The organism is Flavobacterium gossypii (genome assembly GCF_014138495.1).
In the GTDB taxonomy this organism is placed as follows: domain Bacteria; phylum Bacteroidota; class Bacteroidia; order Flavobacteriales; family Flavobacteriaceae; genus Flavobacterium; species Flavobacterium endophyticum.
In genome coordinates, this window is record NZ_JACJIS010000002.1 from 652,867 (window position 1) to 666,683 (window position 13,817).

The following is a 13,817-nucleotide window of genomic DNA, read 5'->3' on the forward strand; positions in this document are numbered from 1 at the left end:
TTTCCCGTTAAAAACAAAGGTTCCCAAAATCTATCTATTAACTAAATGCTTTGCTTATGAAAATTAATTTTACTTTTCTAGGGGCGTATTATTTTCGATACTTTCCTATTTTTCTCTTACTGCTCTTTTACCATAATCCTCTCAGTGCGCAATCCACTAGAGTTTATGCTACAGCAGTTTCAAGCGAAAACAACACTGATCTTTCCTCTAATGCAGTTGACGGAAACCTCGCTACTAAAGCGGCCGTCAGAGCTAGTTCAGGACTAGCCTTAGGGATTGGAGCCTATTCTGGCTACATCGAACTAGAGTATCCGGCGCCTTTGCCTGCGAATACTACTTCCTATGTAAAAATACAAACAGACGAGAATCTCCTTCCGGCATTGCTGGGCGGAAGTCTTGGAAACTTACTTTCTAACGTATTAGGTGCTGTATTGATAGGAAATCAAGAATTTACGGTCCAGGCAAAAAACGGAAATAGCATAATTCTCCAGGGTGACAGCCAAGACATTGGCGAATTTGCCACAGAAAGGCTCCGAATCGTGACAGACGAGACAGGTGCCTTTTTTATTGCCATCACTCCGTCTCAGCCTTATAACAGGATCCGACTCAGAAACAGAATAGGCAGCTTGCTAGGCCTGTTCAACACTAAAGAACTTGGCGTCTATGATGCATTTTATATTTCTGACGCAGACAATTGCGGCTATGCTTCCTACACTTCCTATAGCGGAGAAGGTATCAGCCTTGATCTATTAAATCTGGGCGGTGCCGGCGTAATTAATCCGCAAAACGTATTAGATTCTAATCCAAACAGTTTCTCTAAATTAAGTCTCGGAATCTTGGGCGTAGCAGCCTCAATCGAGCAGACCGTTTATTTTGATGGCCTTTCCGAGACAACAGATGAATTTGACATCAGACTGAAAGTAGACCCCTCCCTATTAGCTTTAGGTGTCGCGAACAATATCCAGATCATTGCTTACAACGGTCCTGCAATCGTAGATTCACGGTCATTGAACTCACTGCTCAATCTTGACCTTCTGACGCTACTGCAAGGAAATCAAATCGCTTCCATCCCTTTTGCCCCAAATGCACCTGCCGATAGAATTACGATTCGCTATTCTTCCTTGCTCAACCTGCAGCTGACACAGAGCCTCGACTTATACGATATTGTTCGCGTTCCTAAACTGCCGACCATCACCGACCCATTTACCTTGAACGCGATAATATGCTCAGGAACTACGGCTTCTCTAATTGCAACTACAGCGCCTGGAAATGAAATCAGATGGTACAATACTGCTCAAGGCGGTGTTGCTTTAGGAACAGTCGCCTCTGGTGTTCCATTTCAAACTACACAACTAAACAGTGATACTGTATTTTATGTCGCTGCTGCAAAAATCGGATGTACGGAAGAATCGCGAAGAGTCGCGGTTCCTGTTAAGGTGATAGCCGTTCCGACTGCTGCCGACATCAATATTCCCGACACGCTCACTGCCTGTCAAGGAAACATAACGCTTTCGCCAACGACAACCTTGGGAGGCGCTCTTATCCGATATTATACTGACCAGAATAAGACGCAAGAAATCACGACTGGGTATACTGGCGATGCAGGAGTAACGTATGTAAAAGATCCAGTTACGGGAGCGCTTACTATCAGTGGGCTAAATGCTACCGATTCGCCTTACTCCTATTTTATATCTTTAACTTCAGGCGGACTCTGCGAAAATGCGGCCAACACCCTTAAAGAAGTTACTGTAAATTTTTCAACGGTACTTTCGCTGCAAGTACAGCCTGCCATCTCAGGATGCGGTTCTGTTAATCTAGCTGATGCGATACTGAATCTCAGTCCAAGCAACACTTATATTTTCTTTGATGCTTCCAACACTCCTATTACGCCGGAAGCAGCATCCAATATAACTTCTAACGGTACCTTTTATATCCAAGCACAGAGTGCGAATACTTCTTGTTCTTCGGATGTACTTCCAGTTGTAGTTACAGTAAACCCACAGCCAAGTCTTGCCATTGCAAATACGGCTCTGGTTACCCAGATTGGAAATACAGTTACTCTAAATGCTATTTCTACAGGAACTATCACATGGTATACTGCAACAGGAACTGCGCTTCCTTCTAATATAGCTGGTCCGTTTGCAACTGCTGGGATATATACTTTTACCGTGATAGCCGTAGACGGAACATGTTCTAGAAGCGGAAGTGTAACGATAACCGTACTCGATCCTGCTGAATGTCCTCCGCTGACAGAAAGAAATTATGCCGATTCTCAGCGCTGGAATACCATACTCACGGGCGGCGTAATCAATGCAGGAAGTGCCGCAGATGGAAATCCTCAGACTTTTTCTACTATTACAACAGGAATAGGACTTTTGGGCATAGGAACCACTTCACAGATTTTAGAGTGGAATGAAACTATTCCGGCCGGAACTGCTGTTACCTTAAAATTAGGCTCTGAATATAGCGGACTCACTCTTGTAGGCGGCTTCTCTGTCGTAGGTACAAAAAGAAATGGCTCAGGAGTTCCAGTAGATGTAGGTACGCTACAGCCGGTTTCGGGTTCGCTTCTTAATTTATTATCAGGGCAAAACAACTTTGAATATACCTTTGTTCCGTCAAACAATACAGGTCCTCAGGCTTATGACGGTGTAAGAATAGAAATCACTTCGCTTGTAAGCGTTGCCCAAAGCGCCAAAGTCTATGAAGCGTATTATAAGAATCCGGTTACTCAAGTTGCCTGCGGAACTGGCGATGCCGAAGATGTTCTTTTTGGGGCTATTGATTTAGGAGTTGGCGCAGCGACAGCATTAGTTGGCGTGGGTACACCTCGTAATGCCATAGACAACAGCGAAACTTCTTTTGCGACCATGTTCAGCGGTGCCGGAATTTTAGCGGCAGCCGAGCTTACGGCAGTTTTCAGGACTCCTTCAATTGTAGGAGATACTTTAAAAATAAGAATTTCAAGACCAAGCACGTTATTGACGCTCAATCTTCTTGCGGGACTAAGCATACAGCCTATGTTAAACGATGCTTTGTCTGGTGCGCCAATTGACAATTCAAGCGTCTTATTAAATTTACAGCTGTTACCTGGCGACCAAGAAGCCATTCTTACCATCGTTCCTCAAGAATCTTTTGACCGAATCAGGATACGATTTGGAGGTGTTGCCAATGTCTTAGACCAATTAAGAATTCATAATATTGAAAGAGTTGCCAATACTAAGATTGAAGGTTCCGATATCAATAATGCTATTGAAGCCTGTCAAGGAGAAACGATTACACTGGAAGCCGATTCCATAGCCTGTACGTCTTTTATATGGTACGATGCCAGAGTCGGAGGCAATATTGTCTCGACAGGAAATTCATTTACAATTCCTGATGGATTGCCAGCCGGACAACATGTCTATTACATCCAGCCTGTTCGATTTGGATGTGAGTTTATGTCACGAGGCAGAGTAAGCGTAACGGTTACAGAAACAGCACCAGAAGACGCAATAGCCTCGGTTCAAATCAACGGAGGCAATACGACTTCCTTCTGTTCGACTACAGGAAATGTAGTATTGGACGCTGTCTTGAATACGACACTAACTATTACTAATCCTGTTTTCTACTGGTACAGCCTTAGCGGTACAACGCAAACGTTGATTCCGTCAGAAACTGATTCCAGCCTTTCATTGACAGGGCTTGCACCTGGAACGTACACCTATTTCGTAGGCATCAGTTCCGATGAATACTGCCAGACTGCTTTAGCAGATAGAACGCAAGTAACTTTTACCATCTTGCCACCTTCAACTGCTGGAGATGTATCGATTGACGATAAGACCGTCTGTCTAAATAGCACTGTCACGCTTACGCCTACAAGCACGCTGGCAAATCCGCAGTTCACTTATTATTTTACAAACGATACGACACAGCCTATCACAAATGGTACGATTGGTGGTATCACGTATGCGCTCGGAACTGGCGGAACGCTTTCTATAACAGGCCTGCTTACAGCTGGAAGTCCATTTACTTATTATGTTGCAGTAACCAGCGATACTACTTGTTTGAACACAGCAGGAAACCTTCAAGCAGTTACAGTAACTGTTGGAAACCCTCCTGCTCCAACAACAGGAGATCCGACTCAGAATTTCTGTAGCACGAACGATCCAACGGTTGCCGACTTGCAGGTAAATGAGCCAAACGTTGTCTTTTATAACTTACCGATAGGCGGAGTTCCGCTACCAACAACGACTCCGTTGGCTCCAGGAATCTATTATGCCGCACAGATTGACGGCGATTGCGAAAGCGATCTGAGATTGGCCATTACTGTTACGATCGGAAATCCTCCGACGCCGACAACAGCCGAACCTATCCAAAACTTTTGTCAGCTGGCTAATCCAACAGTGGCCTCTATCCAAGTAAATGAAGCCAATGTTGTATTTTACGATGCGTTGGTAGGCGGCAATCAGCTGGCTCCAACGACTCCGCTAACTCCTGGAATTTATTTCGCTACCATCTTAGACGGAACTTGCGAAAGTGAAATCAGATTAGCAATTACAGTGACAATAACCGATCCGGGAACGCCGACAACAGATACGCCTACGCAAAACTTCTGTCAAGGTGATAATCCGACTGTAGCTGATTTGGACGTTAATCAAACCAATGTGGTTTTCTATAGCGCGCCAACTGGCGGCACGCCATTAGCATTAACAGATGCTTTGACAAGTGGAACTTATTATGCTAGCTTATTAGACCCGACAGGATGCGAAAGCGTAATACGTCTTGAAATTACAGTCAACATTACCATAATCGGAATACCGACAACTAATGACAATACGCAAGATTTCTGTCTGGAAGACAATCCGACCGTAGCAAGCATTCAGACCAATGAAACGAATGTAATTTTCTTCAATGCTCCAACCGGAGGAAGTCAATATGCTCCAACAGCAGCCTTGACTAGCGGAATTTACTATGCCGCGCTAACAGATGGTATCTGCCAAAGCGAAACACGATTAGCAATAACCGTTACTGTGGCAAATCCTGCTACGCCAACGACAAAAAATACGACACAGAATTTCTGCTTGGCGAACAATCCGACAATCGGAGATTTAGACATCAACGAGTCGAATGTTGTATTTTATGATGTACCGACAGGCGGCACTCCATTGGCTACGACAGCTCCGTTGACTGCTGGAATTTATTATGTAGCGCTTCAAGTAGGCGACTGCGAAAGTGCTGTAAGACTTGCAATCACGGTAACGATAAGCAATCCTGCAACGCCGACAACAAATGATAATACGCAGGAATTCTGCCGATCTGAAAATCCTACTGTGGCCGATTTACAAGTAAACGAACCGAATGTTGTGTTCTATAACCTGCCTTCAGGAGGAACTGCTTTGGCTCTTACTGATGCCTTGACCAACGGAATCTATTATGCGAGTTTGTTAGATGCGACAGGATGCGAAAGCGTAACACGCCTTGAAATTGCGGTAACGATAACCGTAGTCGGAATTCCGACAACGGACAGTACGACGCAGAATTTCTGCCAAGCTAATAATCCGACAGTCGGAAACATACAAGTCAATGAAGCTGGTGTCATATTTTATGACGCACCGACAGGCGGCAATCTGGTACCAACTACTACGGTATTGACATCTGGAGTTTATTATGCTTCTATCCAAAATGGAATCTGCGAAAGCGAAGCTAGGCTTGCAATTACAGTAACCATAACCAATCCTTCTACTCCAACGACAAACAATGCATCGCAAAGTTTCTGTCTGTCTGACGCGCCAACTGTAGCAAGTATCCAAGTTAACGGAACGAGCATCGCTTTTTATGATGCGCCAACCGGAGGCAACCTTTTAGCTCCAACAACCGCACTGACTAACGGAATTTATTATGCAGTCACTGTAGACGGTATATGCCAAAGCATCAACAGGCTTGCGATTACGGTTACAGTAAACAATCCAAATACGCCGACGACAAATGATCCTACTCAGGAATTCTGTCAAGCAGACGGACCGACGGTAGCCGACCTTCAGGTAAATGAAACCAACGTCGTGTTCTACAACACGCCGAACGGAGGAAATGCTTTAGTCTCAACAACGCCGTTAGTAGCAGGCATTTATTATGTTGCTTTAAGCGATGGAACTTGCCAAAGTGCCACAAGGCTAGCGATTACGGTTCAATTCTTGACCGACGGCTTAGCGGTAATTACTGGCGGAGGCAACGAGGCTTGTTATTCTGAAGCTGTAACTTACACTACTGCAGCAGGAATGTCAGATTATATTTGGGATGCTACTGGCGGTACCATTACAGCCGGCGGCCAGACCACAGATAACTTTGCTACTGTAACCTGGAATAGCGTAGGAACAGGAACCATAAGCGTTACTTTCACGAATACTACAGGCTGTTCAAGCGATAATTTTGCTACGCGAGATATTACTATCGGAGTCTGCTCAGACATTACGATCAGCAAGACAGCAAGCAATCTTAGACCGAGCATAGACGAAAATATAGTATTCACGATTACTGTAACCAATAGTGGACTAAGCCATTTTACTGATTTAATAATCAACGAGCCATTGCAGAGCGGTTTCCAATACATAAGCTCAAACGCTTCATTTGGAACTTATTCTAACACTTCTGGAGTTTGGACTATTCCTAACCTAGGAACGGGACAGACAGCTACGTTGCAGATTACGGTAAAAGTGCTATCGACAGGAAATTATGAAAATACGGTTACTATAGCCTCTTCGAATCCTTCAGATTCTGATCTAAGCAATAACGTAGCACGACTTTCTATTGAGCCTATATGTCTGGTTGTATACAATGAGTTCAGTCCGAATAATGACGGTGATAACGATCTATTCCGAATTGACTGCATTGAGAATTATCCAAACAACACATTGCAGATTCACAACCGCTATGGTGTTGAAGTTTATAAGACCAGAGCCTACCAAAATACTTGGGACGGAACTGCGAATGTCAACTCTCCTATCAATGAAGACAAAAAACTTCCGACCGGAACGTACTATTATATTCTTGATTTAGGTGATGGAACTGGAACAAAAAGCGGATGGCTTTATTTAATCCGCTAATTCCAAAGGATAATTTCAATTTAAAAACAGCAAGAGTATGAAAATCACTATATACAAAATCAGCATAGCATTTCTTTTTATCTTGATTTCGATAAAAACCAATGCGCAACAAGACCCGGGATATACGCAATACATGTATAATCCCCTGACAGTAAATCCAGGTTATGCAGGATCAACAGGAACGCTTGAAGCGGTCCTGTTGCATCGCTCACAATGGGTCGGAATAGACGGAGCTCCGTCGACACAAGCTTTTACGCTTCACAGTCCGCTAGCAAACGACAGGATTGGTTTGGGATTTACAGCCGTAAACGACAACCTAGGTCCTTCTAACGAAATTTACCTTGACGGAAATTTCTCTTACACGCTAATGTTTAGCTATAAGACAAAGCTCGCTTTTGGAGTAAAAGCCGGAGCCAGAGTCTTGAACGTCGATTGGTCGAAAGGAAGATTTTATGACGGTTCTGATGCCATGCTAAATACGAACATCAATAACAAAATAACGCCTTCTATTGGAGCCGGAGCTTATTTGTATTCTGACAATTGGTATGTCGGAGCTTCCGTTCCAAGCTTTATCAAAGGTGATTATTATGATGACATTCAAGAATCCGTGCAGATCGAAAGGCTTCACTACTATCTTATCGGGGGCTATGTTTTTAATTTTTCAGACAATTTCAAGTTCAAGCCGGCTGTTTTAGCTCGAGGAGTGAGCGGAGCGCCTATTTCTGTAGACGTTTCGGCCAATTTCCTTATCCAAGAGAAATTTACTCTGGGTGCTGGATACCGCTGGGATGATTCCGTTAGTGCTTTGGCTGGGTTTCAGATTTCGAAAGATTTCTTCGTAGGATATTCGTATGATTATACCACGACCGACCTGAACAAATACAATGATGGTTCTCACGAGATCATCCTGCGCTATCAATTGTCTAGAAAAACAAGTCAAATCAAATCGCAACGATTCTTCTAAAAAAAAAGCTCATGAAAAATATATACATACTATTCCTGTGCCTTAGCATCGCATCTGTTAGCGCACAAAGCAATTTAAAGAAGGCCAACAAGTTATTCAAGGAGTTTTCTTATGTAGATGCTTCAAAGGCTTATGAAGAATATCTGGAGAAAGAAAAATCGCCTTCAACGCAGACACTCAAAAATGCTGGAGATTCATTCTACTACATCGACGATAAGCGAAATGCACTCAAATGGTACCAAAAACTATATGATATCCAAGGCACAAGCATTCCTGACGATTATTTTATCAGGTATATAGAATCCTTAAAAGGCGTGTTAGATTATGACAAGGCAGATAAAATCACCAAAGAATATCTTGCCAGCAAGGGCGACCAAAAAAGGATTGCCAGTTATACAAGGCTAAAAAAACAGATGGACAGCTTGTCTAAAGAAAAGCCTTTGTATACGATCCGCAATTTAGAAATCAATACCGACAAGTCTGATTTCGGACCGGCTTTTTATGGTGACAAGGTAGTCTATTCTTCAAGCAAGGACACTACAAAATTCAAGGAAAAGCTTTATAACTGGAACAGGCAGCCTTTCTTGAATCTCTATGTAGCAGAAAGAAATACGGCTAATGGAAGCCTATTTAACGAGACTGTTTTTCTTCCGAATGCCATGACCAAATATCACGAAGCTACGGTTGCTTTTATGCCAGACCTGCAGACTGTTTACTATTCGACCAATATTGTCCGCAAAAAGAAACTCGTTAACGACGAGGAAGGCACCAACAATTTCAAGATCGTAAAAGGCGTTATTGCCGATGGAAAGCTGACCAAACCTCAAGATATTTTCTTCAACAACAAGAAATATTCCGCAGGACATCCAGCTTTGAGCGAAGACGGGAAATGGCTCTTCTTTGCTTCGGATATGCCTGGAGGATACGGAGGTTCCGACTTGTATGTCTGCCAAATTGCAGAAGATGGTACTATCGGCCCGCCAAAAAATCTAGGTCCTGAAATAAATACCGCAGGTAACGACATGTTTCCTTCGTTTTCGAACGGCACGCTGTATTTTGCTTCAGATGGGCACTTTGGCTGGGGAGGCCTTGATATCTATGAAAGCAAATTCAAACAAGATGCAACTTTTTCTGAGCCTAAAAACCTAGGAGCGCCGATAAACAGCAACAAAGATGATTTTGCGTATATCGTAGACCCGAAAGATACTTACGGCTATTTTTCTTCCAACCGCGCACAAGGCAAAGGCGACGACGATCTTTATTATTTCACCAAAGAAAAAGCTCCTTGCAATCAATGGGTTTCCGGCAAAGTAACCAATTCGAAAAGCAAGTTGCCTATTGCAGAAGCAACAGTAATTGTTGCGGATATGTTTGGCGATAAAATCTCTGAAGTAGCTACCAATACTTTTGGAACGTATAGAATTAGCGTTCCGTGCGGCATGAAAGTCAAAGTTTCTGCTACAAAACCTGGCCATAGCACAGACGAAAAAGAGCTGGAAAGCAAAAAAGTCAACGGAGCCGAAATCAAAGACGTGGATTTTGAGTTGAGCAAATATGAAGACTTAGTTGTTATTGATGGCGACAAAGAGAAAATCGACATTAATCCGATCTTCTTCGATTATGACAAGTCCGACATCACGCCACAAGCGGCTACCGAATTAGACAAAGTCGTTTTTGCGATGTCTAAGTTTCCGAACATCAAGATCAAGATCGAGTCTCATACCGATTCAAGAGGAAAAGATGCTTACAACATGAAGCTTTCAGACAGCAGAGCAAAATCAACAAGAACTTATATTTTGTCAAAAGGAATCGATCCATCGCGTATCGAAAGCGCCATTGGGTATGGCGAGAGCCGCTTGACAAACAAATGCAAAAACGGAATAAAATGTACCGAAGCTGAACATCTGGCCAACAGGCGTTCCGACTTTATCGTTATTGAAAAGTAGATTTTTGGGGATTTTGATTGCGTTAGGACTGCCGTAAAAAAGCAGTCCTTTTTGCGTTAAAACACATCATATAACTTTTTCTATTAATTGTGTAAGAGGTTTTTGTCTTAAAAAGGAGAAATTTGAATATAGTAACCTAAAAAATAAAGTATGAAAAGTATAGCCAGTAAATTATTCTTCGCGGCAGCCATTGTTATGATGAGTATGACTATCTCCTGCAAAGAAAAACCGACAGAAACCAATGTTGATGTAGATATTGTCGACACCACCAATGTAGAACCAGCCACCACGCCTGCTCCAGACACTATGGCCGTTCCTACAGATACGACAAAAACGCCTACGCCATAATACGTCAAAACATTTCAAAGGAATCTAGACATGGAAGAGAATCATAATAAAAACAACCGTAATCTAAATCTTGGGTCGGAAAACTCGATAGATCTGAAATCCAAACTGCCTGATTGGCTAATGGGATTTTTCAGTCCGTCCATGATATGTGCAGTTGCAGATATTAATGACGACCTATTGGAGGGATATCCGACTGATGATGATTTTTGATCGCAAACCTACTAGGTAATTGGGTGAGGGCCCAATTATTTAATTTTGGGGATTATTTATTCAGGAATCCCTGCTACTAAAGAGCAGGGATTCCTTTTTTACTTCTGTTTTTTTTAAAAATCGAAAATCTCTTTGACATGAAAAAGCCAGACTCTTTTCCCGCTCAGCAGCAATCCCAACCCGGAAAAGAATATAAAATGATTCCGGAACCCGAAATTATCCGCAAGGACTATACTGGAAGCAACAAGCTAAAAGGAAAAACGGCATTGATTACCGGAGGCGATAGTGGCATAGGAAGAAGCGTAGCCGTTCACTTTGCCAGAGAAGGAGCCAATATCGCTATTGCTTATTATAACGAAACCAAAGATGCCGAAGACACCAAAAAAATGATTCTTGAAGAAGGACAAGAATGCCTGCTGCTAAAAGGCGATCTTAAAAAAGAAGCTTTCTGCAGAAACATTGTCAAGAAAACTATAGCAAAATTTGGCTCTTTGAATATTTTGGTCAACAATGCCGCTGTTCAATTTCCAGAAAAAGAAATCCAGAAAATAGACAAAAAACAAATTCTAGAAACTTTCGAGACAAATATATTTCCCTTTTTTTATGTTTCAATCGAAGCGATGAAGCACATGAAAAAAGGAGACACCATCATTAATACCACCTCTGTAACAGCCTATCGCGGAAGTGTACACCTTTTAGATTATTCGAGTACCAAAGGCTCTATTGTTTCATTCACGCGTTCTGCCTCGAATATGCTCGCAGAAAAAGGCATTCGTGTCAACGGTGTAGCTCCTGGACCCATATGGACGCCTTTGATTCCTTCGAGTTTTGATGGGAAAGAAGTCAAGAAATTTGGCAAAGATACCCCAATGGGCAGAGCGGGACAACCAAGCGAAGTCGCGCCAGCTTATGTTTTTTTGGCCAGCCAAGACGCAAGTTATATGACCGGCCAAATATTACATATTAACGGCGGAGAAATTGTCGGAGGCTAAAAATCTCAAATTTTATAAAATCATTAATACATAACCGTTTTTAAAATCGTAATTTTAAGTATCAAAAAACAACTAATACATTTAACACAATGAAAACCAAAAACTTAATATTAGGAATTGCCGCTGGATTTGCTGCCGTAGCAGTAGCCAGAATGATCATGAAAAAAACTGGGCACTGGGATGCAATGTGCGACAAGGCATCGGACATGGAAGACAAACTATTCCACAAAGGCTATAGAAAAAGAGAAAGAGAATCTTTGAGTACTCTTCCGAAAGGAGAAGAAAAAACAGTAAACAAAAAACATTACGAAGCTTCAAAGCTAAAAAATGCAGTATTATAGAAAGCGTCCAGCTTAGAAAATAAAAAAACGGCTTATGCTATGGTTATAAGCCGTTTTGCATTTAGTATACTTGCATAAACTAAACAGTATCTTGATATTTTGGTTCTTCTTTGAAATGATTATGCTGTTTCAGCCTCATGATACGCTTGTGTTTCGCCGCAAGCTTTTTTTGTGAAAAATTGCTGTATAAAAACACATTCACTTTCCGCCTTCCACGAATGAACAGCGGCAAATTAATCATAATCCCAACGACGCATATCGACATCAAGATTAGTAACAGGCTCATATAGATAATATAGTTCAACTCAAAAGAGCTTCTAAAATCGACCGCAAAGAAATAAGCGGCAATTGCGAAAACAAAAATCGATAAGAATAAGGATGCTATTTTCATGATTTTGTGTTTTTAATTGAACTAATAGATTGGGCAGGGATATTTTACCTTAGTTATCAAAGTTATAATTTTGTTAACAAAAATTTTTACATAATTTTAAGAAATAGTTATATGAATGAAAACAGAAATTTCACCTTCATTTTACAATAAGAGTAGAAATTATATAAATTAAAATATTAATAATGTAACTATTTACGTATTAACAAAACTGAGATTTGTAAACCAAACTAAACCAATTTATTAAAAAATAAAATAAAATTAACGTAAAAACCTATCAATTGATTAAAACGGGAGAAAATGCTATGAATCTCAATTTATAAAAAATGGAATGCTTTATAAAGCATTCCATTTTTATATCGTTAAGTAGCTGACTCCTAACTAAAAACTATATGCAATTAAAAATTCATGTGAATAGTCGGTGAGAAACGATAGGACTTAGAACATTTTTTAATAAATTTATTGTCCTAATCTGCGACACGAATATGAAACTATACATCAAATATGATATTAACCAGGCTTGCAGGGTAATTTTGCAAGAACAACTTGAAAAATTTGGCATTCAATACCAGCTTTTAGACTTAGGCGAGATCGAATTCAAGGAAGCAATTCCTGAAGAAATCTATTCCCAGCTGAGAGAGGCCCTAAAAAAATACGGTATCGAAATGCTCGATAACCAAAAAAGCCAGCTCATCCAAAAAATAAAAGACACTATAGTAGAAATGGTATATGAAAAAGATAAGCTCCCGACGTCGACCATTTCATCTTATCTTTCGGATAAACTCAATCTTAGCTACGGCTATATTTCGAATATATTTTCTGAGCATACCTATACCTCAATAGAGAATTATATTATCATGCAGAAAATAGAGCGAGCCAAAAAGCTAATTATAGAAGACGGACTCACATTGACAGAAGTTTCTTATAAATTGAATTACAGCAGCGTAGCCCATTTATCCGGACAATTCAAAAAAACAACAGGGCTTACGCCTTCAATGTTTAAAAGGATTGTCGATAAAAGGCGCAACATGACTAAGGAATAAAGAAATTAAACGCTATATTTGAGATATCAAAAAAAAACCTAAACCATGATTAAGGATAAGTCTCCGATAAATATTATGCTTGCAGATGATGATGAAGATGATCGCAATTTTTTTAATGATGCAATAAAAGAATTAAAAATCAACAACAATCTGACCGTTTTCAAAAACGGAAGAGAATTGATGGATTATCTGGAGCATCCGAATACGATTCTGCCCCATATTTTATTCTTAGATTTAAACATGCCGAGCAAAAATGGGAATGAATGCCTCAAAGAAATTAGGCAGAATCCTATGTTCAAGGATATATCTATAGCCATCTATTCTACCTCATCGGCAGAAAAAGATATTGAAGAAACGTTTGTAGGCGGTGCCAATATCTACATCAAAAAACCGAATGATTTTACGAATTTAAAAAAAGTGCTTAAAGAAGTCGTCAATATAAATTGGCAATTCCATACTTCTGGATTAAACAAAGACACTTTCTTTTTCAGCATATAAAGGCG

Annotated in this window: 9 protein-coding genes; 8 read left to right on the plus strand and 1 reads right to left on the minus strand. The window is 40.9% G+C overall.

What is annotated here, in order from left to right; all coding sequences use genetic code 11:
* The first annotated feature begins 56 nt into the window (after positions 1 to 56).
* The 6 genes from GGR22_RS12720 (at position 57) to GGR22_RS12745 (ending at position 11,883) form a co-directional block, all read left to right on the plus strand.
* The gene (locus GGR22_RS12720; RefSeq protein WP_182493973.1) at positions 57 to 7,082 is read left to right on the plus strand and encodes an Ig-like domain-containing protein; all 7,026 of its coding nucleotides are present in this window, start codon (positions 57 to 59) and stop codon (positions 7,080 to 7,082) included.
* A 37-nt stretch (positions 7,083 to 7,119) separates the two neighbouring features.
* A complete protein-coding gene (locus tag GGR22_RS12725; protein ID WP_121377425.1) occupies positions 7,120 to 8,046 on the plus strand; it encodes a PorP/SprF family type IX secretion system membrane protein in 927 nt (308 codons plus the stop codon).
* A gap of 11 nt (positions 8,047 to 8,057) precedes the next feature.
* Positions 8,058 to 9,992, plus strand: a complete 1,935-nt coding sequence (locus tag GGR22_RS12730) for an OmpA family protein (protein WP_182493974.1) — start codon at positions 8,058 to 8,060, stop codon at positions 9,990 to 9,992.
* Positions 9,993 to 10,142: 150 nt separating this feature from the next.
* Positions 10,143 to 10,340, plus strand: coding sequence for a hypothetical protein (locus tag GGR22_RS12735; RefSeq protein ID WP_121377427.1), 198 nt, complete (start codon positions 10,143 to 10,145; stop codon positions 10,338 to 10,340).
* Positions 10,341 to 10,687: 347 nt separating this feature from the next.
* Positions 10,688 to 11,542 (plus strand): SDR family oxidoreductase, encoded by an 855-nt coding sequence (locus tag GGR22_RS12740; protein ID WP_182493975.1) that lies wholly within the window; start codon positions 10,688 to 10,690, stop codon positions 11,540 to 11,542.
* An 89-nt stretch (positions 11,543 to 11,631) separates the two neighbouring features.
* On the plus strand, positions 11,632 to 11,883 hold the full coding sequence (locus GGR22_RS12745; RefSeq protein ID WP_121377429.1) for a hypothetical protein: 252 nt from the start codon (positions 11,632 to 11,634) through the stop codon (positions 11,881 to 11,883).
* Between the two features lie 79 nt (positions 11,884 to 11,962).
* On the opposite strand, the gene GGR22_RS12750 is transcribed toward GGR22_RS12745, so the two are convergent.
* Complete coding sequence (locus GGR22_RS12750; RefSeq protein WP_182493976.1) at positions 11,963 to 12,274, minus strand: hypothetical protein; 312 nt, start codon at positions 12,272 to 12,274, stop codon at positions 11,963 to 11,965.
* Positions 12,275 to 12,756: 482 nt separating this feature from the next.
* Between GGR22_RS12750 and GGR22_RS12755 the strand changes: the two genes are divergently transcribed.
* Positions 12,757 to 13,314 (plus strand): helix-turn-helix domain-containing protein, encoded by a 558-nt coding sequence (locus GGR22_RS12755; protein ID WP_121377431.1) that lies wholly within the window; start codon positions 12,757 to 12,759, stop codon positions 13,312 to 13,314.
* A gap of 45 nt (positions 13,315 to 13,359) precedes the next feature.
* Complete coding sequence (locus GGR22_RS12760; RefSeq protein ID WP_246336958.1) at positions 13,360 to 13,812, plus strand: response regulator; 453 nt, start codon at positions 13,360 to 13,362, stop codon at positions 13,810 to 13,812.
* Positions 13,813 to 13,817: the final 5 nt, after the last annotated feature.

Coding starts and splice junctions, on each gene's coding strand:
- GGR22_RS12750 (WP_182493976.1), bottom strand. CDS start 12,274: ATGAAAATAGCATCCTTATTCTTATCGATTTTTGTTTTCGCAATTGCC.
- GGR22_RS12755 (WP_121377431.1), top strand. CDS start 12,757: ATGAAACTATACATCAAATATGATATTAACCAGGCTTGCAGGGTAATT.
- GGR22_RS12730 (WP_182493974.1), top strand. CDS start 8,058: ATGAAAAATATATACATACTATTCCTGTGCCTTAGCATCGCATCTGTT.
- GGR22_RS12720 (WP_182493973.1), top strand. CDS start 57: ATGAAAATTAATTTTACTTTTCTAGGGGCGTATTATTTTCGATACTTT.
- GGR22_RS12735 (WP_121377427.1), top strand. CDS start 10,143: ATGAAAAGTATAGCCAGTAAATTATTCTTCGCGGCAGCCATTGTTATG.
- GGR22_RS12760 (WP_246336958.1), top strand. CDS start 13,360: ATGATTAAGGATAAGTCTCCGATAAATATTATGCTTGCAGATGATGAT.
- GGR22_RS12740 (WP_182493975.1), top strand. CDS start 10,688: ATGAAAAAGCCAGACTCTTTTCCCGCTCAGCAGCAATCCCAACCCGGA.
- GGR22_RS12725 (WP_121377425.1), top strand. CDS start 7,120: ATGAAAATCACTATATACAAAATCAGCATAGCATTTCTTTTTATCTTG.
- GGR22_RS12745 (WP_121377429.1), top strand. CDS start 11,632: ATGAAAACCAAAAACTTAATATTAGGAATTGCCGCTGGATTTGCTGCC.